Genomic DNA, 792 nt, shown 5'->3' with positions numbered 1-792 from the left:
GGAAGCTCAGGGGCACGAAAACACCCCGACCCGTTGTCTGGCGTGCCTGGTGCTGTTCGTGTTTCCATTGCCGGATGAAAGCGGCCACGTCCGTAGGATCCATCATAACCCAGTGCCACAAGGTCTTCATGCAGTCGTCGCGCCGTTCGACGGTTCTTGCGGGGTCGGGCGGCTTCCAGGACCAGCCATCCTCTCAGCCTGTCAGCAAACGGGTCCAGTCGGCTGGGACGTTCGGGTACCTGGAACCGCGGTTCAATACTCTGTGCCCGGAGATATTTCCGGATCGTATTGCGTGACAGTCCCGTCCGGCGTTCGATCTCGCGGATCGGAAGATGATCCCGGCAGTGCCACCGACGGATCACACTCAGAAGCTCCATGTCAATCACTCCTCAAACCCCCAGCAGATGCTGCCGGGGAGTGTGAAGGCATGGGTCAAATCTCGATGAAAATTTCCGCCCTACCCGGGTCAGTTCTCAGTGAAAATCAACACACGAGGCTCATCGCTTCAATGCCGAAGCCGGGTTCGATCGTCTCGATCCGTGCCCGCAGAAGGCGTCCCATATGGTCCGCATCGCAGACAGGAAAGGCCGTACCAACCCGGACCGCCTGCACACTGCCATCCACGCGTTCGCACAGCAGGTCGAGCTGTCTCGCACCCTCCCCACGTTGCTGCAGTGCCGTACACACGGCGCCAACCAGCACCATGATGACGGTCGCGATGGCTTCCGCCGTGGAGATGGGTTCCACAAACGAACGGCGGTCCTGTATCATGTCCCGAGGCAGGACAGGCCG

1 protein-coding gene and 1 pseudogene are annotated in these 792 nt (G+C 60.5%); both read right to left on the bottom strand.

Annotated elements, in window-relative coordinates; translation table 11 throughout:
- Nucleotides 1-377, bottom strand: a pseudogene (locus DY926_RS16740) (IS21 family transposase); the annotation flags it as partial.
- Nucleotides 378-483: 106 nt separating this feature from the next.
- On the bottom strand, nt 484-792 hold a 309-nt coding region (locus DY926_RS16735), incomplete at its 5' end, for a DinB/UmuC family translesion DNA polymerase (RefSeq protein WP_456305935.1).

It is taken from the genome of Komagataeibacter melaceti, assembly GCF_003403295.1.
GTDB classification, from domain to species: domain Bacteria; phylum Pseudomonadota; class Alphaproteobacteria; order Acetobacterales; family Acetobacteraceae; genus Komagataeibacter; species Komagataeibacter melaceti.
The sequence above is the reverse complement of the archived record's forward strand: the minus strand, read 5'-3'. Positions and strand labels throughout refer to the sequence as shown.